Below are 20,074 nucleotides of genomic sequence, written 5' to 3'. Positions count from 1 at the left end.
GCGAAACAGCAGGGAACTTCTGGACAACGCGGCAACGCTTCGGCCACACTGCCGCCTTTCCGAATCCCGGCCCTCCATGCCAAAGCTGCTGGTCCTGCACGGCCCCAACCTCAACCTGCTCGGCGAACGCGAGCCGGCAGTGTACGGGCAGGCCACGCTGGCCGAGATCGACGCCGACCTGCGCGCACGCGCCGAGGCCGCCGGCCACGCGCTGGAGTGCATGCAGTCCAACGCCGAGCATGTGCTGGTCGAGCGGGTGCAGGCAGCGCGCGCCGACGGCACCGCACTGATCCTCATCAACCCGGCGGCCTTCACCCACACCAGCGTCGCCCTGCGCGATGCTCTGGCCGCCGCGGCGGTGCCGTTCTACGAGATCCACCTGTCCAACCCGCACGCCCGCGAACCGTTCCGCCACCACAGCTATTTCAGCGACCTGGCCGCGGGCGTGGTCGCAGGGTTCGGTGTCGACAGCTATCGCTACGCGCTCGATGCCGCGCTGTCGCGGCTGGCCACGGCCCGGCCCTGACGGCCCACCCGACCTATACGTGCCGCTCATCGCGGCGTCCCGAATTCCACCAAGAGGCCCACCCATGGACCTGCGAAAAATCAAGAAACTCATTGACCTGCTCGAAGAATCCAACCTGGCCGAGATCGAGATCAAGGAAGGCGAGGAGTCGGTGCGCCTGGCCCGCAGCCCGCGCGGCGGCGCCGTTGCGCCGATGATGCAGGCCGCGCCGGTGCAGATGCAGGCCCAGATGCCCATGCCCATGCACTCGCCGGTCGACGCCGCCACCGGCGGCAGCGCCAAGCCTGCCGATGACCTGCCCGCGGGCCACGTGCTGCGCGCGCCGATGGTCGGCACCTTCTACACCTCGCCGGCGCCGGACAAGCCGCCGTTCGTGACCGTCGGCCAGTCGGTGCAGGCCGGCGAGACGCTGGCGATCATCGAGGCGATGAAGATGTTCAACCCGATCGAGGCCGACGTCTCCGGCACCGTGCTCAAGGTGCTGGCCGAGAGCGGCCAGCCGATCGAGTTCGACCAGCCGCTGTTCGTGATCGGGTGATCCATGCTGGATAAAGTCGTCATTGCCAACCGGGGCGAGATCGCGCTGCGCATCCTGCGCGCCTGCCACGCGCTCGGCATCCGCACGGTGGCGGTGCATTCCACCGTCGACCGCAACCTCAAGCACGTCGCGATGGCCGACGAGTCGGTCTGCATTGGTCCTGCGCCGTCGACCGACAGCTACCTCAACATGGCGCAGCTGATCGCCGCGGCCGAGGTCACCGACGCGCAGGCGATCCACCCGGGCTACGGCTTCCTGTCGGAGAACGCCGACTTCGCCGAGCGCGTCGAGGAATCGGGCTTCATCTTCATCGGGCCCAAGGCCGAGACCATCCGCCTGATGGGCGACAAGGTCGAGGCGATCCGGGCGATGAAGGAAGCCGGCGTACCCTGCGTGCCCGGCAGCGGCGGCCCGCTCGGCGACGACGCCGAGACCAACATCAGGATCGCCCGCGAGATCGGCTACCCGGTGATCGTCAAGGCGGCCGGTGGTGGCGGCGGCCGCGGCATGCGCGTGGTCCACACCGAAGCCGCGCTGGTCACCGCAATCCAGACCACCAAGGCCGAGGCCAAGGCCGCGTTCGGCAACGACATGGTCTACATGGAGAAGTTCCTGGAGAACCCGCGCCACGTGGAGATCCAGGTGCTCGCCGATGGCCAGGGCAACGCCGTGCACCTGGGCGAGCGCGACTGCTCGATGCAGCGCCGCCACCAGAAGGTGGTCGAGGAAGCGCCGGCGCCGGGCATCACGCCCGAGCAGCGCGCGGAGATCGGCAGGGTCTGCACCGAGGCCTGCATCCGGATCGGCTATCGCGGCGCCGGCACGTTCGAGTTCCTGTACGAGAACGGCCGCTTCTACTTCATCGAGATGAACACCCGCATCCAGGTCGAGCACCCGGTCACCGAGATGGTCACCGGCATCGACCTGGTGCGCGAGCAGCTCAACATCGCCGCCGGCCACAAGCTGTCATTGAAGCAGGACGACATCGTGCTGGAAGGCCATGCGATCGAGTGCCGCATCAACGCCGAGGACCCGGACACGTTCATGCCGAGTCCGGGCCTGATCCAGCATTTCCACGCTCCCGGTGGCCCCGGCGTGCGCGTCGATAGCCACATCTACGAGGGCTACCGCGTGCCGCCGAACTACGACTCGATGATCGGCAAGCTGATCGTGCACGGTCCCGACCGCGAGACCGCGATCTGCCGCATGCGCGTGGCGCTGAGCGAGATGGTGGTGGACGGCATCAGGACCAACATCCCGCTGCAGCAGCGGATCCTGGCCGACGTCGGCTTCCAGCAGGGTGGGCAGAACATCCACTACCTGGAGAAGCGACTGAAGGAGCAGAAGGAAAAGTCGCTGTCGATCGTGTAGTCACGCACTTCCGGGCCGTGGCATCTACCGGGGCCCCTGCGGGGACTCCGGTGCCGGTTGCTGGGTCCCCGGGATCGGCCGTACGCCGTCGCTCGAGGAGACACTGATCACGGTCACGTACTCGCTGGAGCCGTCGGGCCAGATGACCCTGAAGGAACTCCCGGTCGGAAGCGTGGCGAACGGCGCGCCGCTGCCGGCGCGATAGGCCGCGGCGACCTGCGCGGCACCGGCCACCCGTTTCTCCAGCGGCGAATTCACCGACGTGGCCGTCACTGCCGACATCCCGCGGTAATCCTTCCCGAGCACGTCGATCACGACCCCGGCGGCCGCGACGGAATACGCGGCGAACAACGTGGTCCAGAACAACAGCTTGACCCTGCGCACGACAGCCTCGTTTTTCATTTCTGCACCTTCTTCTCGCCCGTCAGCGAGTCGGCCATACCATTCACCACGTCCGCCCCCTGTCGCGGCACTGCGGCATCGAAGACAAAACTGCTGAAATCCTGCCCGGGATCGCGCGAGCAGATCCCGCCATTGGCGCACTGCGACACCATCACCGCGCTGTCGGCACCGCACTCCATGCCCAGGTCACAGGCGGCGACCTGCCACGCCACCTCAGCCAGCCGGGTACCCGCGACCTGGCCCTCGAAGGCCCGGTCGCCACTCGCCTGGATGCCCATCGCCGGCGCCAGTGCCGCGAAGGATTCCGGATCCTGCGACTGCTGCACCCGATCCACCAGGTCGTGCTTGTACGCGTCGCTGGTGTCGAGCGGTTCGCCGGCGGCCAGCAGCGCGGCTTCCGCGGCAAGGCTCCCGGCCTCCGCGGCCTCGCGGGTCATGCCAAGAATCACCGTGTACGACAGGTCGTCGCCGGGCACGAACCGGGCACAGCGCTCGCTGGTGCGGGTCCGTGCGGCGACCATCGCATTGGAGGTTGCGAGCCCCATGTCCCTGATCGCGCGGGTGTCGCCGGCATAGTCCGCCGGCGCCATGGCATACGCCGAGCAGTAGTCGTAGACCCGGCTCAACATCCAGGTGGCCTCGGGATCGCCCGCCCGCGCCGCGGGCGCCAGCGTGTTGGCGTAGGCGTACAGGTCGCGTGCGTGCTCGAACCCCGCGCGGTGGTCCGGCATGCCGGGGACGCCGCGGTGCGGCCACCCGGCCGGCGTGTCGGCGGCGAAACCATGGCCGGCAGCGGGCTGCCGGGCACCAAGGGGCGCCTCGCCGGCAAGCCCGGTCGCGGCCGCGTCGACGGAAACCACCGCGCCCGGTTCGCCCCGGTACGCAACGATCCCCGCCAGCAACAACGCTGACGCCAGTGCAAACAGGACCAGTTGGCGGTGCACGGCAGGCAAAAGGGACGGCTCCCGGTGTCGAACCGCGAGACAGGCGGCGCGTCATCTTAGATCAACGGCCGGTTGCCTGCGCCGGGCACACGTCCCAACATGCATGTCCCGTACGCGATTGCCCGACATGCCCTTCCTCGAACTCACCGTGTCCTGCACAGAAGCCGACCAGCCGCGCCACGAGCGCGCGCTGGAGAACGTCGGCGCGCTCGCGGTCACCCTGGCCGACGCCCACGCCGACGCGCCCGACGAGCAGGCGATCTTCGAGCCCGGCGTCGGCCAGACCCCGATGTGGGGCGAACTGGTGCTGACCGCGCTGTTCGAGGGCGGCACCTCCGAGACCCTGCTGCTGCATGCACTGGCCGCCGCCGACGAGGGCATCGACTGGTCGCGTGCGCAGTTCCGCGAGATCGCCGACCAGGACTGGGAGCGGGCGTGGATGGACCAGTACGAGCCGCTGAAATTCGGTGCCCGGACCTGGATCGTGCCGTGGAACCACGACCTGCCCGAAGGCGCCGACGCACCCGACGCCGCGGTGGTGAGGCTCGACCCCGGCCTCGCGTTCGGTTCCGGCACCCACCCGACCACCGCGTTGTGCCTGCAATGGTTCGACGCACTGGCCGCCGAAGGCGTACTCGATGGCGCGACCGTGCTCGATTTCGGCTGCGGCTCCGGCATCCTCGCCCTGGCCGCGCTCAAGCTCGGCGCCGCCAAAGCGGTCGGCGTCGACAACGACCCACAAGCCCTGCTCGCCACCGATGACAACGCCGCGCGCAACGGCGTCGGCGAGCGGCTCGCGGTGTACCTGCCGGACGACGAACCGGTGGCGACGTACCCGGTCGTGGTCGCCAACATCCTCGCCTCGGCGCTGGTGGCTCTGGCCGACACGCTCGCCGCGCGGGTCGCGCCGGGCGGCCGCATCGCACTGTCGGGCATCCTCGACGGGCAGCAGGACGAGGTGCTGGCGCGCTACGCAGGTGGTTTCGAACAGTTACAGGTCGAGCAGCTGGACGACTGGATCCGGATCAGTGGCGTCCGTCGCCGCTGAGGCCCGGGCCGCGCGCGGGCTCGGCTAAACTCCGGCGCATGTTTGTCCCCTGCCCTCATTGCGGATTCCTGGTGGCCCTGATCGTCTCGCGGGGCGGGCCGGCGCAGCACTGCCCACGGTGCAGGAATCCGCTGGATGTCGAGCCGGACACCGGAGTCGACACCGACGCGCCCACTCCGCCAGCCCCGGAACCGCCGCTCGAACCGGAGCCGCAACCGACACCCGCCGCCGCGGCGCCTGCAGCGACGCCCGCATCACCCGGCGACCGGCCACGCCGACGCGTCCGCCGCTCGCACGCACCCAGCTTCGCCCGGGTCGTCGCACCCGCACCAGCCGCGCGCAAGCCGTGGTCCGGATGGTTGATCATCGCGGGGCTGGCCGTGCTGCTGGTGCTGCAGTTGCTGCTCGCGCAACGCCAGGAGCTTGCCGCAAGCGAACGCTGGCGACCATTGGCCAGCGGTGTCTGCGCGGTGTTCGGCTGCACACTTGCGCCGTGGCACGAGCCCGGCGCCTACACCATGCTCGCGCGCAGCGTGCAGCCGTCCGGCACGCCCGGCGTGTTGCGGGTGACCGCCAGCTTCCGCAACGACGCACGCTGGCCGCAACCGTGGCCGGCGCTGGCACTGAGCCTGTCGGACGTGCGTGGCCAGCCGGTCGCGCAACGCACGTTCGCAGCCCGCGACTACCGCGGCGGCGATGCTGCCGGCGACTCCGAACTCGCGCCCGGGCAAAGCGCCAGCGTGCAGTTCGACGTGGTCGAACCGGCCTCGCCGATCGTCGCATTCAACTTCGAATTTCGATGAACGGGCGACCCGCGGTGTCGGCAGCCACGTTCGCGCGTTAGACTCGATCCCCCGTCGTCGAACCGCAGGATGCGGCGCATGTGCCGCGCGACGGTTGCCTACGTCCGGGGGAGACGCGCTTGAACGCCGCAGCAGACCGTAACGATTCCAGCCGCCCGGAAACCGGACGCACCGGTCCACGGGTGCCGCTACGGGACCACGTCGCCACGTCGATCCGTCGTTACCTCGGCGACCTCGACGGTTGCGACAACGGCGATCTCTACCAGATCGCACTGCAGGAACTCGAGATCCCGCTGTTCGCCGAAGTGCTGACGCACTGCGACGGCAACCAGAGCCGCGCCGCGGCGATGCTGGGCATCCACCGCGCGACCCTGCGCAAGAAGCTGCGCGACTACGGCCTGGCCTGAGGTCGCCGCAGCAGGGCCGGTATAATTGGCGGCTTTCCCGCCGAAGCCGCCTGCCATGACGTCCGCCCCCTCGCCCGCCGCACCGGTAAAGATCCGCCGCGCCCTGCTTTCCGTGTCCGACAAGACCGGCCTGGTCGAACTGGCCCGCGCCTTGGCCGGCCACGGCGTCGAACTGCTGTCGACCGGCGGCACCGCCAGGGCGATCCGCGAAGCCGGGCTGGCGGTGAAGGACGTGTCGGAGGCCACCGGCTTCCCGGAAATGATGGACGGCCGGGTCAAGACCCTGCACCCGGCCGTGCACGGCGGCCTGCTCGGCCGCGCCGGCACCGACGAGGCGGTGATGTCGCAGCACGGCATCGACGCGATCGACCTGCTGGTACTGAACCTGTATCCGTTCGAAGCGGTGTCGGCCAATCCCGACAGCACGATGGACGAGATCATCGAGAACATCGATATCGGCGGCCCGGCGATGCTGCGCTCGGCGGCGAAGAACTTCGCCCGCGTCGCGGTCGCGACCGAGCCGGCGCAGTACGAAGCGTTGCTGGCCGAACTGGCCGCGAACGACGGCGCGCTGTCGGGCAAGACCCGGTTCGCGCTGTCGGTGGCCGCGTTCAACCGCGTCGCGTTCTACGACGCCTGCATCGGCAATTACCTGTCGTCGATCAATGACGACGGCAGCCGCGCGCTGTTCCCGGCGCAGAGCAACAGCAATTTCACCAAGGTCATGGACCTGCGCTACGGCGAGAATCCGCACCAGCACGGCGCGTTCTACCGTGACCTGTGGCCGGTGCCGGGCACGCTGGCGACCTTCACCCAGTTGCAGGGCAAGGAGCTGAGTTTCAACAACCTCGCCGACGCCGATGCCGCGTGGGAATGCGTGCGCCAGTTCGACGCCCCGGCCTGCGTGATCGTCAAGCACGCCAACCCGTGCGGCGTCGCGGTCGGCGCCGGCAACGGCGAGGCTTACGAGGCGGCGTTCGCGACCGACCCGACTTCGGCGTTCGGCGGCATCATCGCGTTCAACAAGACGCTCGACGCGGCGACCGCGAAGACCATCCTCGACCGCCAGTTCGTCGAGGTGCTGATCGCGCCCGACTACGACGCCGAGGCGCTCGCCTACGCGAAGAAGAAGGCCAACGTGCGTGTGCTGCAGATCCCGCACGGCGACGGCCGCAACAACTTCGACATCAAGCGGGTCGGTTCCGGGCTGTTGATGCAGACCAGCGACATCCGAGAGGTAACGCGCGATGAGTTGAAGGTGGTCACGAAGATCGCGCCGACCGAAGCGCAACTCGACGACTTGCTGTTCGCCTGGCGCATCGCGAAGTTCGTGAAGTCGAACGCGATCGTCTACGCGAAGGACGGCCGCAGCATCGGCATCGGCGCCGGCCAGATGAGCCGGGTGGTGTCAGCGAAGATCGCCGGTTTGAAGGCCGAGGAAGCCGGGCTGGTGGTGCCGGGTTCGGTGATGGCGAGCGATGCGTTCTTCCCGTTCCGCGATGGTCTCGACGCCGCTGCCGCAGCAGGGATCAAGGCGGTGATCCAGCCGGGTGGCTCGATGCGTGACAACGAGGTGATCGCCGCGGCCGACGAACACGGGATCGCGATGGTATTCACCGGGGTCCGGCACTTCCGCCACTGACGGGCTGCGGCTGCGGCTGCGGCGGCAACGGCAACGGCAACGGCAACGGCAACGGCAGAAGCTTGAGGGCTCTCGGCTTCGGGATGGGCGACGCCCTGCCGGGGTATTGTCTCCGCCCCTCCGTCGGGCCATCCATGGCCCGAGTCGGGGGCGTGCGCCATCCTTGGCGCACTCTCCGCAATACCCCGGCAGGACGCCGCTCCACGGTTTGGGTTCAGCGAGTTCCTGTTCAACCCGTGAACCCGTGAACCCGACTTCCGCATGCCTTTGTAGGAGCGGCTTCAGCCGCGATCGGGCAATCATTCGCTCGCACCGACTCCAGATCGCGGCTGAAGCCGCTCCTACCCGAAGCTATTCACGAAACCGCAAACATCCGGGCAGGAGGTGGACGGTGGGGGTGTTGCGGAAAAGCGGGCCATGGATGGCCCGCGGCCCGCCTCAGGGCAGGACCGCCCTGACGAAGGGCTGGAGCAACACCCCCGCCGGCCGCCTCCTGCGCGCCGACATCGCCCGAAGCGCCGTTGCTGTTGCTGTTGCTGTGGCTGTGGCTGTGGCTGTGGCTGTTGATGTGGCTGTTGTTGCGGTGGCCGCAGCCGCAGCCCAAGCGACCCTATCGATCAGCCCGACTCCCGATCACGCCAGATCTCGTGATCCACGCCATCGCCCAGCTCCGGATAGTCGGCGATATGGAACACCGGCGACCGTCCCGCAGCGAGCTGCCGGTCGTAGTCACGGGTCAGCTTCACCACCACCCCCGACAACCCCAGCAGCGCGGCCAGGTTGAGCGTCGCCATCATCGCCATTGCCGCATCGGCCGCGCTCCACACCAGCGGTACCTGCGCGTACACGCCCCAGACGATCACCCCCAGCGCCGCCACCCGCAACACGAACAAACCGACATCACCGCCACCGAGGTAAAGCAACCCACTCTCGGCGTACGAGTAGTTGCCCAGGATCGTGGTGAACGCGAAGAAGAACAGCGCGATGGCCGCGAACCAGCTGCCCCACGGGCCGAAGAACACCACCAGCGCGTTCTGGGTGATCACCACCCCGTCGCCACCGTCGGCAAGCACGCCCGACAGCAGGATCATCAACCCGGTCGCGGTACAGATCAGCAGTGTGTCGATGAACACACCCAGCGACTGCACCAGCCCTTGGCTGGCCGGATGGTGCGGCACCGGGGTCGCCGCCGCGGCGATGTTCGGCGCGCTGCCCATGCCGGCCTCGTTGGAGTACAGCCCGCGCTTGACGCCGTTGAGCATCGCCGCCGCCAGCCCACCCATCAGGCCGCCGGCCGCCGGCTCCAGCCCGAATGCGCTGCGCACCACCAGTGCCAGCACCGCCGGTACCTCGGCGATGTTGGTCGCCACCACCCACAGCGCCAGTCCGAGGTAGGCGACCGCCATGAACGGCACTACCCATTCGGCCACCCGCGCGACCGAACGCACGCCGCCGAAGATGATCAACGCGGTCAGCACCACCAGTCCGATTGCGATCTGCGCTTCGCTGAAGCCGAACGCGAGGTTCAACGACTGCGACATCGCGTTGGCGTGCACGCTGCTGAAGATCAGCCCGTACGAGAACACCAGACAGATCGAAAACGCCACCCCCAGCCACGGCAGCTTGAGCCCGCGCGACATGTAGTAGCCCGGACCGCCCCGATACTGGCCGTCCTCGTCGCGGACCTTGTACAGCTGCGCCAGCGCGCTCTCGGCATACGCCGTCGCCATGCCGAGTGCGGCCACCACCCACATCCAGAACAGCGCGCCCGGCCCGCCCAGGCTCAACGCGATCGCGACGCCGGCGAGGTTGCCGGTACCGACCCGCGAGGCCAGGCTGGTGCACAGCGCCTGGAATGGCGAGATGCCGGCGCTGTCGCCAGCGGTGCCGCGGCCGATCACGTGCAGCATGTGGCCGAAGCGGCGCACCTGCACGAACTTCAGCCGCACTGTGAAGTACACCCCGACCGCGATCAGCCCGTACACCAGCACGTAGTTCCACAGCACCGTGTTGACCAGGCCGATCACCGGCGTCAGCAGCGCCTCGATGCCGTTGAGGACGAACTCCATCGCGATTCCCGTTGTTGTCACCGAAGCGGGCGATGCTAGCAGCCGGCGGCCTATCGGCTCCGGTAAAATCGGTCCGATCATCCAGCCGTCCCTACCCCTGTAGGAGCGGCTTCAGCCGCGATCGGAAAATCGGTCGCCCGCGCCGACTCCGGATCGCGGCTGAAGCCGCTCCTACAACAGCCCGGGCAACCGGTCAGATCCATTACAAGGATTCGCTATGAAAATTCTCGTCATCGGTTCCGGCGGCCGCGAACACGCGCTGGCGTGGAAGCTCGCGCAATCGCCGCGCGTCACCGAGGTGCTGGTCGCGCCCGGCAACGCCGGCACCGCGCACGAGGACAAGTGCCGCAACGTCTCGATCAAGGCCGACGACCTCGACGGCCTGTTGAAGCTGGCGCAGGACGAAGGCGTCGCGGTGACCGTGGTCGGTCCCGAGGCGCCGCTGGTGGCCGGCGTGGTCGATCGCTTCCGCGCCGCCGGCCTGCGCGTGTTCGGGCCCACGGCCGCGGCCGCGCAGCTCGAAGGCAGCAAGGCGTTCGCCAAGGACTTCCTCGCCCGCCACGGCATCCCGACCGCGTTCTATGCGGTACATACCGAAGTCGACGCGGCGCTGGCCTACGTCCGCGAGAAAGGCGCACCGATCGTGATCAAGGCCGACGGCCTGGCCGCCGGCAAGGGCGTGATCGTGGCGATGACGCTCGACGAAGCCGAAGCCGCGGTGCGCGACATGCTCGCCGGCAATGCGTTCGGCGCGGCCGGCGCGCGCGTGGTGATCGAGGAGTTCCTCGACGGCGAGGAGGCCAGTTTCATCTCGATCGTCGACGGCGCCACCGCGCTGCCGATGGCGACCAGCCAGGACCACAAGCGCGTCGGCGACGGCGACACCGGTCCCAACACCGGCGGCATGGGCGCCTACTCGCCGGCGCCGGTGGTCACCCCGGAAATCCACGCGCGCGTCATGCGCGAAGTGGTCGAACCGACCGTGCGCGGGATGGCCGCCGATGGCGTGCCGTTCACCGGCTTCCTTTACGCCGGCCTGATGATCGACGCCAGCGGCGCGCCGAAGGTGATCGAGTTCAACGTGCGCTTCGGCGACCCTGAAACGCAGCCGGTGATGATGCGCCTGCAGTCCGACCTGCTCGACCTGGTGGAAGCCGCGATCGATGCCCGCTTGGCCGACACCGAAGCGCAATGGGACCCGCGTCCCTCGCTCGGCGTGGTGATGGCGGCCGAGAACTACCCCGGCACCCCGCGCAGCGGCGACCCGATCGGCAGCTGGGACGTGCCCGAGATCGGCGACAGCAAGGTGTTCCATGCCGGCACCCGACTGGTCGACGGCCAGGTCGTCACCGCCGGCGGCCGCGTCCTGTGCGTGTGCGCGCTCGGCGATACCGTGGCCGAGGCGCAGCACCGCGCGTATGAAGCGGTGTCGGGGATTTCATGGCACGGCGAGTTCCACCGCCATGACATCGGCTGGCGCGCGATCGAGCGCGAGCGCGCCACCTCCTGACTCGGCGCTTCTGTAGGAGCGGCTTCAGCCGCGATCGGACAATCGTCCGTCCGCACCGATTCCAGATCGCGGCTGAAGCCGCTCCTACAAAAGTCCGGAGCCATCGCCGCGTGGCGACCGTCTGCTAGGCTCGCCGCCAGCCCCCGGGGGAACCCGCATGTCGTCAAGCCAGTACACGCTGCTGCGCCAGCGCCGCTTCCTGCCGTTTTTCCTGACCCAGTCACTGGGCGCGTTCAACGACAACGTCTACCGCCAGGCGATCATCGGGATGCTGTTCTGGCTCGGCGTCAGCGCGGAGCAGAAGACGCTGTACGCCACGCTCGCGCCGGCGATCTTCATCCTGCCGTACTTCCTGTTCTCGGCGCTGGCCGGGCAGTTCGCCGAGCGCACCGAGAAGTCCACGCTGATCCGCATCACCACGGCCATGGAGATCGTGATCATGTCGCTGGCGGCGGTCGGCTTCGTGACCACCAACATGGCGGTGCTGCTGGTCGCGCTGTTCCTGACCGGCGTGCAGTCGACGCTGTTCGGACCGGTCAAGTACTCGATCCTGCCGGCAGTGCTGCACCCGCGCGAACTCACCGGCGGCAACGGACTGGTCGAGATGGGCACGTCGATCTCGATCCTGCTGGGGATGATCCTCGGCGGTTCGATCTTCGCGATGGCCGGCGCCAGCGGGCCGTGGGTGGCGGGCGCGGCGATCATCGCGCTGGCGATCGTCGGCCATCTGGTCAGCCGCGCGATCCCGAAGGCCGGGGCCGGTGCGCCGGACCTGAAGGTCAACTGGAATCCGATTCCCGAATCGATCGCGGTGCTGAAGCTCGCACGCAAGCAGTTGGCGGTACGCAACGCGATCCTCGGAGTCTCGTGGTTCTGGTTTGTCGGCACGGTGTTGACCTCGCAACTGCCGGCCTACGCCGAGGTCTACCTGGGCGGCTCGGCGACGCTGTACATCTTCGCGCTGGCGCTGTTCTCGGTTGGCACCGGGACGGGCTCGATGCTGTGCGAGCGGCTGTCGGCGCGCACGGTCGAGATCGGGCTGGTGCCGTTGGGCGCGTTCGGGATGACCGCGTTCCTGCTCGACCTCGCCCTCGCGCGGCCGGGCATAGCGACGGCAACGGGACTGGACGTGCCCGGGTTCCTGCAGCAGCCGGGGGCATGGCGCACGGTCGTCGACCTGCTCGGGATCGGCCTGTTCACCGGCTTCTTCGTGGTGCCGCTGTTCGCGCTGATCCAGAGCCGCACGCCGAAGTCGGAGATGTCGCGGGTGTTCGCCGCGCTGAACATCCAGAATTCGGGCTTCATCGTGCTGGCCGCACTGTCGTCACTGGCAGTGCAGCGCTGGCTGGGCTGGACGATTCCGCAGGTGTTCCTGGCACTGGCGATCGCCAACGCGCTGGTCGCGATATGGATCTTCACGATCGTGCCCGAGTTCCTGATGCGCTTCCTCAGCTGGGTGCTGGTGCGCACCCTGTACCGGCTGCGCGTGCAGGGGATCGACCGGGTGCCCGATGAGGGCGCGGCGCTGGTGGTGTGCAACCACGTCAGCTACATGGACGCGTTGATCCTCGCCGCGAGCATCCCGCGGCCGGTGCGCTTCGTCATGTACTACCGGATCTTCAACGTGCCGGTGATGCGCTGGATCTTCCGCACCGCCAAGGCGATCCCGATTGCCGGTGCGCGCGAGGACCCGGCGTTGATGCAGCGCGCGTTCGACGAGATCGACGCGGCGCTGGCGGATGGACAGGTGGTGGGGATCTTCCCCGAGGGCCGGCTGACCTCCGATGGCGAGATCGCGGCGTTCAAGTCGGGGGTCGAGAAGATCTTGGCGCGTGCCGCATTGGCCGGGCGGCCGGTGCCGGTGGTGCCGATGGCGCTGCGCGGGATGTGGGCGAGCATGTGGAGCCGGCGCGACACGCGAGTGGGTCTGATGCGGGTGCCGCGGCGCTTTCGGGCGCATGTCGAGGTGGTGGCGGGTGAAGCGTTTAAAGGTGCGCAGATGGATGCGGAGGTGCTGGAGTCGAAGGTGCGGGCGCTGCGCGGGGATGCTGCCTAGGCCCGCGGCGTAGGCGTCGGCCGGCATGCTCTTGTAGGAGCGGCTTCAGCCGCGATCCGGAACCGGGTGATCGACCGGGGATCCGATCGCGGCTGAAGCCGCTCCTACAAAGGACGGTTTTCGCAGGCCTTGTCAGCTCACGAAGCCGGCGATCACGAACAGCGCCAGCACCGCCAGCCACACCAGCAGGCAACGCCAGACCAGGCTCATCGCATCGCGTAGTTCGGGAAGGTCGGGCATTCCGGGACCGGCGATCGCCGCGGCGTTGGAGGCGGTGACCCCACTTTCGCCGCTGCCGTCGTCAGCCTGCCCGGCGACATAGTCGGCGGCCTCCTCGGCCAGTTCGCTGCGCACGCTGGCCCGAGCGACTGCACCGAGAAAGCGCTTGTCCAGCCGCAACGAGGCGCCGCCGCTGGCGCGCCAGGCACCGAGCACGGCATCGAAGTTGCCGACCAGCGCCAGCGCCAGGGTCATCAGTTGTGCGACCGGCCATTCCAGCAACGCCAGCAGGAAGCGGGCGCCGCGCGCGGTATCGCTGGGCAGGTTGCGCGATGCGTCGCCGCCGGATGGGGTCACCGACAACACCAGCAGCCGATACAGGACCGCACCGACCGGGCCCAACAGCAGGAACCAGAACAGCACCCCGAACCAGCGACGCATCGCGTTGCGGAATACCGACTCGACCAGGTTGCCCGGGTCCAGCGACGGGTTGCCGTCACTCGACAGCCACGCCGCGGCCTCGGCACGCGCCAGCGGGTCGTGCGCGTCGAGTACGGCGTTGACGTCGCGGTCGAGGTCACGCGGGCCCCAGGCGTAGAACAACACCGCGACGCCGAACAGCAGTTCGGCCACGCCCAGCAACTGCGCATCGAGCGCGATCTGGAAAAACCCGACCACCAGCAGCGGCGGTACCAACGCCAGCGCGATGCCCCATTGTCCGCGCCAGAAGCCGTCGTCCGGGAACTGCCGGTTGAGCCAGCCGACCCAGTCGCGATACCAGCCGTACTGCCGCACCGATGCCGCCAGTGACGGGGCCAGGTGGCCGAGCACGAGCGCTACGACGGCGGCGATCAGGGTGACTGACATGCGGGCTTCCTCCGGTGTCGCGCGCGGCTGCGCGACCACGGTTCGATTCTAGCGCGAGGCGTCGCTTTCGATCTCGCGCAACCACTGCTCGATCAGCCAGCGCGAGATCGAGATCGGCGCCGACAACCGCACGCCATCGTCATCCTCGTCGCCGTCACGTGCGCGGGCCGCGCGGATCTCGTCGGCATCGAACCAGCGCGCGTCTTCCAGTTCATCGTCGACCCGCGGCTCGTCGGGCTCGGCACGCGCGATGAAACCGAGCATCAACTGGCCCGGGAACGGCCACGGCTGCGAACCGAGGTAACGGCAGCCACGCACGCGCACGCCGGTTTCCTCCAGCACTTCGCGGGCCACGGTCTGCTCCAGCGTTTCGCCTGGTTCGACGAAACCGGCCAGCACCGAATAGCGCCGCGCCACCCAGCCGCGCTGGCGGCCGAGCAGGATCCGCGCGCCATCGGTGACCGCCACGATGACTGCCGGGTCGGTGCGCGGGTAGTGTTCGATCCCGCAGCCATCGCAGCGACCGAGCCAGCCGCCGCGTGAGAATCCGAGGGTGCCACCGCATACCCCGCAATGGCGATGCCGGCGACGCCAGTGCTGCAACGCGCGGGCCTGCGCGAACACGCCGGCATCGAATGCCGGCCACTGTCCCGCGGCGCTGCGCAGGTCAATCCGGCCGGGTGCCTGCAACGCGGTCAGTGCGGCATCGAGCGCGAACCAGCCGCACCCGTCCCCATCGCGCCCCAGGAAGATCGCCGCACCGGTGCCGCCGGGTCCTTCGCTGACCTGCGCACCGGTCGGCGCGAACAGCGCGCCGTCGGCATCGACCAGCGCCTGGCCATCGTCATCCAGCAGCACCACCCGTGCTTTCGGCCACAGTGCCGCGAGTGCTTCGGGCTCGCCACGCAGGGCGTCGGCGCGGTCGAGCACGCCGTGGCAGGCCGGATCGACCGCGGGAATCCGCGTGTCGGCGTCGGCGAAAGCGTCAGGTCCGACAAAGGCGAAGGGCGCGATGCCGCTCACGCCCGCGTACTCACGCCGAGAAGGACGACCCGCAACCGCAGGTGGTCTTGGCGTTGGGATTGCGGATCACGAATTGCGCGCCGTGCAGGCTCTCGGTGTAGTCGACCTCGGCGCCCATCAGGTACTGCAGGCTCAACGGGTCGACCAGCAAGGTGACGCCGTCGGTCTGCACCGCCAGGTCGTCCTCGCCCTGCTCCTCGTCGAACTCGAAGCCGTACTGGAAGCCCGAGCAGCCGCCGCCCTGGATGTAGACGCGCAGCTTGAGCTTGTCGTTGCCTTCCTCGCGGACCAGTTCGCGGACCTTCGCCGCCGCCGCCGAAGTGAACTGCAGCGGGCGTTCAAGCGATTGGTAGCCCGGTTCGGCGGGCAATCCGGGCAGCGGGGTAATCACGTCGTTCATCCGCTCAGGATGGGGGGCGCGGGTGCCTCATTCAAGCTCGGGTGCAGGCGCGGTAGCGCCGGTCGCCTCGGCCCAGGTGAACGAATGCTCGATTGCCGCACCCGAGCGCGGCTCCAGATGCACCGTCACCCGCACCGGGCTGAAGCCTTCGGGCAGGAACACGTCGCCCTCGACCTGCTGGAAATACTTGAAGGAATACGCCACTCCCTCCGAATCCGGCTGCTGCCGCAGCGCGTCCCAGTCCAGCGTCTGCCGTTTTCCGCCATTGGTCCCCTCGACCTCCAGGGTCAACTGGCCGGTACTGACCGCACCGCGGTTGAGGTTCTGGGTCAAGGTCGTCTTGAAATGCCAGGCCGAGCCGTCGCGCGCCTGCACGCTCTGCGACTGCATCGCCAGCGCATGCACGCTGAGCCCGTGGCGCTGGGCGGTGGCGCCGACCAGGCGTTCGTAGAAGGCGACGTCGGCGCGCAGACCGGCGATCTCCTCGTCGCGCTCGGCCAAGGTGCCCTGCAACTCGCGGTTGGCCTCGCGGCTGATCTGGTCGGACCGGCCCAAGGTAGCGACGCGCTGTTGTAGTTGCTCATGCTCGGACTGCAGTTGTTCGCGCGCGGACTCGCTGTCGGCCAGCTTTGCGCGGATGTCGGTCGAGGCCGGCGACAGCACCCGCCACAAACCCCAGGCACCGAACGCGAGCGCCAACGCGACCGCCACGACCAAAGCGATCCGCCAGTTGCGTGATGTGGAGGGAGTGGGCGTGCTGGCCATCGATGCTGCCATTCGGGGAGCGGTGGCCAGACTACAACGCCGATGACGCGGGGGTCAGCCAGTGATGGCGCTGACGTCCACCCTCCCTTCAGTTTCGGGCAGCTCGGCGGCGCGGCCGCGGAACTGCGCGACCTCGCCATGCTTCGCCGCGGCCTGCTCCGCCTCCACATGCAGCAACCGGCCGGTCAGGGTCGAACCGGCGGCCATCTCGACCACCTTGTAATGCGCGTTGCCCTGCACCCGTGCGCGCGAGGCCAGCTCCAGCCGCTCGCTGCAATGGATGTCGCCGTCGACCCGGCCATTGATCACCACCACCGGCGAGTGGATCTCGCCTTCGATGCTGCCGCTTTCCGCCAGCGTCAGCACCGCTTTCTCGCCCTCGGCGGCGACCAGCTTGCCGATCACCCGGCCTTCGATGTGCAGGCCGCCGCTGAATTGCAGATCACCGCGGATCACCACTTGCGGACCGATCAGGGTGTCGATCTGCCCCTCGGGCAGCTTGCTGCTCTTGTTCTTCAACATCAGGTATCCCCGGTTCCGGAAGGTTGGACCCAGGCCACCGCCTGGTCGAGCGACGCGTTCTCGCCGCGCAATGACACCCGCACGCGTTGCGGGACAAAGCCCTCGGGCAGCATCACGCTGCCCCTGAGCTGCTGGAAATAGCGGAACGAATAGGCCTGCGCGGGCGCGTCGTCGCGCTGGTGCAGGCGGTTCCAGTCGACGGTGGCGAGCTTGCCGTCCCGGACCCCCTCGACCACGAACCGCAACTGGCCGGTACTGACCGCGCCGCGGTTGAGGCTCTGGGTCAGCATCAACTCGTAGTGCCAGGTGCCGCCGGCCTCCGGCACGAACTCGGCCGAGTGCACGCTCAGGCCCTTGGGCTTGCGGGTCGCGCCGGCCAGCCGTTCGTAGAACGCGAGGTTGGCCTTGAGGTCGGCGATCTGCTGGTCGCGCTCGGCCAGTTCCTGCTGGACCTGGTGGTTGGCGGCACGGCTGATCTGGTCGGAACGCTTCAGCGTGGCCTGGCGCTGGCCCAGCGCACGCACCTGGGCCTGGGCCTGCTGCAATTGGGTCCGGGTGGTCTCCAGCGATGCACTGAGGCCGGGCAACCGCGGCGCGACGTACCAGCTGGCGGCCATCCACGCGAGCCCCAGCGACAGCACCCAGCCCAACAGGATCGCCACCCGGAATGCCGGCCGGCGATCGGGCGCGCGCGGCACGATCACATAACTTGAAGATGTTGTCCGAGCCATTGTCCCCGGACGGCGGCAACCCGCCGTCACTCCCCTATACTCGGCCCAAGTCTAGCGGGGATGCCCGATGTCGGATGCGCACCTGTTCGCAATTGGCGTAGTCCTGGCCTGGCTGGCCGGGGTCCGGGTCTACCTGACGGTGTTCGGGGTCGGCCTTGCCGGGTTCTTCGGCTGGCTGGACCTGCCCCAGGCGCTGGAGGTGACGGCCTCGCCGTGGGTGATCGGCGTCTCCGGCGTCCTTGCGATCGCCGAATTCTTCGCCGACAAGATCCCCGGGGTCGATTCGGGCTGGGACCTGGCGCATACCCTGCTGCGGGTGCCTGCGGGCGCGTTCCTCGCGGCGGCAACGATGTCGCCCGACGGCGACCTCGGCATCGGGACGCTGGCCGCCGGCGCAGGGGTCGCGCTGACAAGCCATCTGATCAAGAGCGGCTCGCGCGCCCTGCTCAACACCTCGCCGGAACCGGTCAGCAACTGGACCGCGTCGATCGGCGAGGACGTCGCCACCGTCGGCGGCCTGGCGCTGGTGTTCAACTACCCGTGGATCGCACTCGCGCTGGTGGTGTTGATCAGCCTGACGATCGGGACGCTGGTGTGGTGGCTGTGGCGGAAGATCTTCCGCCGCCCGCCACGACCCACGATCAACCGGACCTGAGTCCGGCCGGTTCAGTCCTCGATCTTGCGGGCGAGGTAGTTCTGCTCGCCGATGCGCTCGATCAGGTCGAGCTGGGTCTCGATCCAGTCGATGTGCTCCTCCTCGGAATCGAGGATGTCGGCGAACAGCTGGCGGCTGGTGAAGTCACCGACCTGCTCGCAATGGGCGATGCCCTCGCGCAACGCCGGCAGCGCTTCAAGTTCCAGCGCCAGGTCGCAGGTCAGCACCTCCCGCGGGCCCTCGCCGATGCGCAGCTTGCCCAGCGACTGGAAGTTCGGCAGCCCTTCGAGGAACAGGATGCGTTCCGACAGCCTGTCGGCGTGCTTCATCTCGTCGATCGACTCGTGGTACTCGTGGTCGGCCAGTTCCTTCAGGCCCCAGTTCTTCAGCATCTTGGCGTGCAGGAAATACTGGTTGATCGCGATGAGTTCGTTGTAGAGCGCCTTGTTGAGCAGCTCGATGACCTTGGCGTCGCCTTTCATGGCCATGCTCCGGATGCGGGGAATGGCGCCACTCTAGTGTGTTCCGGCAAGGCATGACGAAACACGAATCGAGTGCATCCGCAGTCGGTTATCAGTGGCTTTGGTCCGCGGCGAACGCCTGCGGACCGGTCGGCTCAGGCCGCGTGTTCCAGGTCGTGCCGCAGGATGGGCAGGGGCAGCGCCTGGACCGCGCGCGCCTGCATCAGCAGTTCGCTGGCCACGTCGACGCAGCTGCCGCAATTGGCGCCGGCACCGGTGCGCATGGTCAGCTCGGCCATGGTCCTGCAGCCGGCGTCCGCGGCATGGCGGATGTCGTGGTCGGTGACTCCGTTGCAGATGCAGACGTACATGCGCGGCGGCGGGGCTGGCAGCCGGATTGGCTGCAGCCGCATTCAACTACGAATGAGAATGATTGTCAATTCACCAGGATTAACGGCTGCCGCCATCGCCCCGCACCGGCGCCTGCCCCGACCGTGTCCGCGGGCGCTGACGATTCCAGCCATGGCCGCGCACCTCCGGCCCGGGCAGCGGCACCGCCTGCGCCCCGACCAGCCGCTGCGCGACCGGCGCGAGGTGGCGCAGTGCGCTGGTGTAAACCCCGCGCTTGAAGATCACCACGTGCTCCAGCGGGTACCAGAAGTCGACCCAGCGCCAGTGGTCGAACTCGGGCTTGTCGGTCAGGTCGAGCCGTAGGTCGGACTCCTGCCCGGTCAGCCGCAGCAGGAACCAGACCTGCTTCTGGCCGATGCAGACCAGCCGGTCGTTGCGGCGGATCGCGCGCTGCGGCAGGCGATAGCGCAGCCACCCCGGGGTCGCGCCGAGCACTTCAACATGCTCGGGCAGCAGGCCGGTCTCCTCGCGCAATTCGCGGAACATCGCCTCGAGCGGGGTCTCGTCGGTATTCATCCCGCCCTGCGGGAACTGCCAGCCATCACGCCGGATGCGGCGTGCCCAGAAAAGCCGGCCATCGGGGTGCATCAGAACAATGCCGACGTTGGGTCTGAAACCGTCCGGATCGATCACGATGCGGACTCCTGATTCATTTGACTTGCGTCACTGCCATCGACTCTGCCACGTGGGGGCGAGGACAACAA

22 protein-coding genes are annotated in these 20,074 nt (G+C 68.4%); 10 read left to right on the top strand and 12 right to left on the bottom strand.

The window, feature by feature from the left end; genetic code table 11:
- Positions 1 to 76: 76 nt before the first annotated feature.
- The 3 genes from aroQ (at position 77) to accC (ending at position 2,435) form a co-directional block, all read left to right on the top strand.
- On the top strand, positions 77 to 526 hold the full coding sequence (gene aroQ, locus ACT9F5_RS11370; RefSeq protein WP_445120059.1) for a type II 3-dehydroquinate dehydratase: 450 nt from the start codon (positions 77 to 79) through the stop codon (positions 524 to 526).
- A gap of 64 nt (positions 527 to 590) precedes the next feature.
- Complete coding sequence (accB, locus tag ACT9F5_RS11365; protein WP_445120058.1) at positions 591 to 1,064, top strand: acetyl-CoA carboxylase biotin carboxyl carrier protein; 474 nt, start codon at positions 591 to 593, stop codon at positions 1,062 to 1,064.
- 3 nt (positions 1,065 to 1,067) lie between these two features.
- Positions 1,068 to 2,435 carry an acetyl-CoA carboxylase biotin carboxylase subunit gene (gene accC / locus ACT9F5_RS11360; RefSeq protein ID WP_445120057.1) on the top strand — a complete coding sequence of 456 codons (1,368 nt, stop codon included), beginning with the start codon at positions 1,068 to 1,070 and terminating at the stop codon, positions 2,433 to 2,435.
- A 24-nt stretch (positions 2,436 to 2,459) separates the two neighbouring features.
- On the opposite strand, the gene ACT9F5_RS11355 is transcribed toward accC, so the two are convergent.
- Positions 2,460 to 2,837 (bottom strand): hypothetical protein, encoded by a 378-nt coding sequence (locus ACT9F5_RS11355; RefSeq protein WP_445120056.1) that lies wholly within the window; start codon positions 2,835 to 2,837, stop codon positions 2,460 to 2,462.
- Complete coding sequence (locus tag ACT9F5_RS11350) at positions 2,834 to 3,790, bottom strand: hypothetical protein (protein ID WP_445120055.1); 957 nt, start codon at positions 3,788 to 3,790, stop codon at positions 2,834 to 2,836. Before ACT9F5_RS11350 ends, ACT9F5_RS11355 begins: the two co-directional genes overlap by 4 nt.
- Before the next feature lie 118 nt (positions 3,791 to 3,908).
- On the opposite strand from ACT9F5_RS11350, the gene prmA reads away from it, so the two are divergent.
- The 4 genes from prmA (at position 3,909) to purH (ending at position 7,681) form a co-directional block, all read left to right on the top strand.
- A complete protein-coding gene (gene prmA, locus ACT9F5_RS11345) occupies positions 3,909 to 4,829 on the top strand; it encodes a 50S ribosomal protein L11 methyltransferase (protein WP_445120115.1) in 921 nt (306 codons plus the stop codon).
- A 71-nt stretch (positions 4,830 to 4,900) separates the two neighbouring features.
- On the top strand, positions 4,901 to 5,632 hold the full coding sequence (locus ACT9F5_RS11340) for a DUF3426 domain-containing protein (RefSeq protein WP_445120054.1): 732 nt from the start codon (positions 4,901 to 4,903) through the stop codon (positions 5,630 to 5,632).
- A 119-nt stretch (positions 5,633 to 5,751) separates the two neighbouring features.
- Positions 5,752 to 6,039, top strand: a complete 288-nt coding sequence (fis, locus tag ACT9F5_RS11335) for a DNA-binding transcriptional regulator Fis (RefSeq protein WP_445120053.1) — start codon at positions 5,752 to 5,754, stop codon at positions 6,037 to 6,039.
- A 55-nt stretch (positions 6,040 to 6,094) separates the two neighbouring features.
- Positions 6,095 to 7,681 carry a bifunctional phosphoribosylaminoimidazolecarboxamide formyltransferase/IMP cyclohydrolase gene (gene purH / locus ACT9F5_RS11330; RefSeq protein ID WP_445120052.1) on the top strand — a complete coding sequence of 529 codons (1,587 nt, stop codon included), beginning with the start codon at positions 6,095 to 6,097 and terminating at the stop codon, positions 7,679 to 7,681.
- 617 nt (positions 7,682 to 8,298) lie between these two features.
- Here the strand turns inward: purH and ACT9F5_RS11325 are convergent.
- Positions 8,299 to 9,750 (bottom strand): amino acid carrier protein, encoded by a 1,452-nt coding sequence (locus ACT9F5_RS11325; protein ID WP_445120051.1) that lies wholly within the window; start codon positions 9,748 to 9,750, stop codon positions 8,299 to 8,301.
- Positions 9,751 to 9,967: 217 nt separating this feature from the next.
- Between ACT9F5_RS11325 and purD the strand changes: the two genes are divergently transcribed.
- Entirely contained in the window at positions 9,968 to 11,260 is a 1,293-nt protein-coding gene (gene purD / locus ACT9F5_RS11320; RefSeq protein ID WP_445120050.1) for a phosphoribosylamine--glycine ligase, read from the top strand.
- Between the two features lie 157 nt (positions 11,261 to 11,417).
- Positions 11,418 to 13,316, top strand: coding sequence for an MFS transporter (locus ACT9F5_RS11315; protein WP_445120049.1), 1,899 nt, complete (start codon positions 11,418 to 11,420; stop codon positions 13,314 to 13,316).
- Positions 13,317 to 13,448: 132 nt separating this feature from the next.
- Here ACT9F5_RS11315 and ACT9F5_RS11310 read toward each other — a convergent pair whose 3' ends face one another.
- From ACT9F5_RS11310 to ACT9F5_RS11285, 6 genes are all read right to left on the bottom strand, one after another.
- Positions 13,449 to 14,402 (bottom strand): cobalamin biosynthesis protein, encoded by a 954-nt coding sequence (locus ACT9F5_RS11310; RefSeq protein WP_445120048.1) that lies wholly within the window; start codon positions 14,400 to 14,402, stop codon positions 13,449 to 13,451.
- 48 nt (positions 14,403 to 14,450) lie between these two features.
- Positions 14,451 to 15,362, bottom strand: coding sequence for an NAD(+) diphosphatase (gene nudC, locus ACT9F5_RS11305; RefSeq protein ID WP_445120114.1), 912 nt, complete (start codon positions 15,360 to 15,362; stop codon positions 14,451 to 14,453).
- Positions 15,363 to 15,435: 73 nt separating this feature from the next.
- Complete coding sequence (erpA, locus tag ACT9F5_RS11300; protein WP_445120047.1) at positions 15,436 to 15,825, bottom strand: iron-sulfur cluster insertion protein ErpA; 390 nt, start codon at positions 15,823 to 15,825, stop codon at positions 15,436 to 15,438.
- Positions 15,826 to 15,852: 27 nt separating this feature from the next.
- On the bottom strand, positions 15,853 to 16,590 hold the full coding sequence (locus tag ACT9F5_RS11295; RefSeq protein ID WP_445120046.1) for a DUF6776 family protein: 738 nt from the start codon (positions 16,588 to 16,590) through the stop codon (positions 15,853 to 15,855).
- A 54-nt stretch (positions 16,591 to 16,644) separates the two neighbouring features.
- Positions 16,645 to 17,112 (bottom strand): polymer-forming cytoskeletal protein, encoded by a 468-nt coding sequence (locus ACT9F5_RS11290; protein ID WP_445120045.1) that lies wholly within the window; start codon positions 17,110 to 17,112, stop codon positions 16,645 to 16,647.
- Complete coding sequence (locus tag ACT9F5_RS11285) at positions 17,112 to 17,843, bottom strand: DUF6776 family protein (RefSeq protein ID WP_445120044.1); 732 nt, start codon at positions 17,841 to 17,843, stop codon at positions 17,112 to 17,114. The genes ACT9F5_RS11290 and ACT9F5_RS11285 overlap by 1 nt, the downstream gene beginning before the upstream one ends.
- 67 nt (positions 17,844 to 17,910) lie before the next feature.
- On the opposite strand from ACT9F5_RS11285, the gene ACT9F5_RS11280 reads away from it, so the two are divergent.
- Positions 17,911 to 18,498 (top strand): DUF4126 family protein, encoded by a 588-nt coding sequence (locus tag ACT9F5_RS11280; RefSeq protein ID WP_445120043.1) that lies wholly within the window; start codon positions 17,911 to 17,913, stop codon positions 18,496 to 18,498.
- Between the two features lie 11 nt (positions 18,499 to 18,509).
- Here ACT9F5_RS11280 and bfr read toward each other — a convergent pair whose 3' ends face one another.
- The 3 genes from bfr to ACT9F5_RS11265 all read right to left on the bottom strand — a co-directional run bounded on the left by bfr (position 18,510) and on the right by ACT9F5_RS11265 (position 20,003).
- Positions 18,510 to 18,980 (bottom strand): bacterioferritin, encoded by a 471-nt coding sequence (bfr, locus tag ACT9F5_RS11275; protein ID WP_445120042.1) that lies wholly within the window; start codon positions 18,978 to 18,980, stop codon positions 18,510 to 18,512.
- A gap of 134 nt (positions 18,981 to 19,114) precedes the next feature.
- Positions 19,115 to 19,330, bottom strand: a complete 216-nt coding sequence (locus tag ACT9F5_RS11270) for a (2Fe-2S)-binding protein (RefSeq protein ID WP_445120113.1) — start codon at positions 19,328 to 19,330, stop codon at positions 19,115 to 19,117.
- A 79-nt stretch (positions 19,331 to 19,409) separates the two neighbouring features.
- On the bottom strand, positions 19,410 to 20,003 hold the full coding sequence (locus tag ACT9F5_RS11265; protein ID WP_445120041.1) for an RNA pyrophosphohydrolase: 594 nt from the start codon (positions 20,001 to 20,003) through the stop codon (positions 19,410 to 19,412).
- Positions 20,004 to 20,074 lie beyond the last annotated feature (71 nt).

This window comes from Lysobacter sp. F6437 (assembly GCF_052547215.1).
This window is presented reverse-complemented; position numbering and strand designations above follow the sequence as displayed.